Annotated in this window: 1 protein-coding gene; it reads left to right on the top strand. The window is 67.6% G+C overall.

Annotated elements, in window-relative coordinates:
- A partial coding sequence (locus CFB43_RS37475; protein ID WP_089499098.1) for an efflux transporter outer membrane subunit occupies positions 1 to 1,220 on the top strand: 1,220 nt, incomplete at both ends.

Genomic DNA, 1,220 nt, shown 5'->3' with positions numbered 1-1,220 from the left:
GGCGCGCGCAGCGCGAACGGGCAAGCTGCAACCGCCATCGGCTGGCGCGAGTTCTTCGTGGATCCGCGCCTGCAGCGGCTGATCGAGATCGCGCTGAAGAACAACCGCGACCTGCGCGTATCGGTGCTGAACATCGAGGCGGCGCGCGCGCAGTACCAGATCACGCGCGCGGGCCTGTTCCCGACGATCGATGCGACGGGTACCGGTAATCGTCAGCGCCTGCCGAATGCGCTGTCGGTGGCGCCGGGCCGGAACATCACGACGACCTACAACGTCGGGCTGTCGGCGTCGTGGGAACTCGACCTGTTCGGCCGCGTGCAGAGCCTGAAGGACCAGGCGCTCGCGCAGTACCTGTCGACCGCGTATGCGCGGCAGGCGTCGGAGATCTCGCTGGTGTCGCAGGTGGCGGATCAATACCTGACGCTGCTGTCGACCGACGATCTGCTGAAGGTCACGGAGAACACGCTGAAGACGGCGCAGGACTCGTACAACCTGACGAAGCTGCAGTTCGACAACGGCACGGGCTCCGAGCTCGAGCTGCGTCAGGCGCAGACGGTGGTCGAGCAGGCGCTGTCGAACCAGCAGGCGCAAGCACGGGCACGCGCGCAGGCGTTGAACGCGCTGGTGCTGCTGATCGGCGAGCCGCTGCCGGACGATTTGCCGGCGGGCATGCCGCTCGACGCGCAGAACCTGCTGACGGACGTGCCGGCCGGCCTGCCGTCCGACCTGCTGACGCGTCGCCCCGACGTGATGCAGGCCGAGCAGTCGCTGCTGGCGGCGAACGCGAACATCGGTGCGGCACGTGCGGCGTTCTTCCCGAAGATCTCGCTGACGGCCGCGTTCGGCACCGCGAGCCCGACGCTCGGCGGCCTGTTCAAGGCCGGCACGGCGGCATGGTCGTTCGCGCCGAGCATCGCGTTGCCGATCTTCGAAGGCGGCTCGAACATCGCGAACCTCGATCTTGCGCACGTGCAGAAGCGCATCGAGATCGCGAACTACGAGAAGGCGATCCAGTCGGCGTTCCGCGACGTGGCGGACGGGTTGGCCGCACGCGGCACGTACGACCAGCAGATCGCGGCGCTGGAGCGCAACGAGCACGCGCAGCAGCGTCGCTTCGACCTGTCGGACCTGCGTTACAAGAACGGTGTCGACAGCTACCTGTCGGTGCTGACCGCGCAGACGGACCTGTATTCGGCGCAGCAGTCGCTGATCAATGCGCG

This window comes from Burkholderia sp. AU15512 (assembly GCF_002223325.1).
Classification (GTDB): Bacteria; Pseudomonadota; Gammaproteobacteria; order Burkholderiales; family Burkholderiaceae; genus Burkholderia.
The sequence above is the reverse complement of the archived record's forward strand: the minus strand, read 5'-3'. Positions and strand labels throughout refer to the sequence as shown.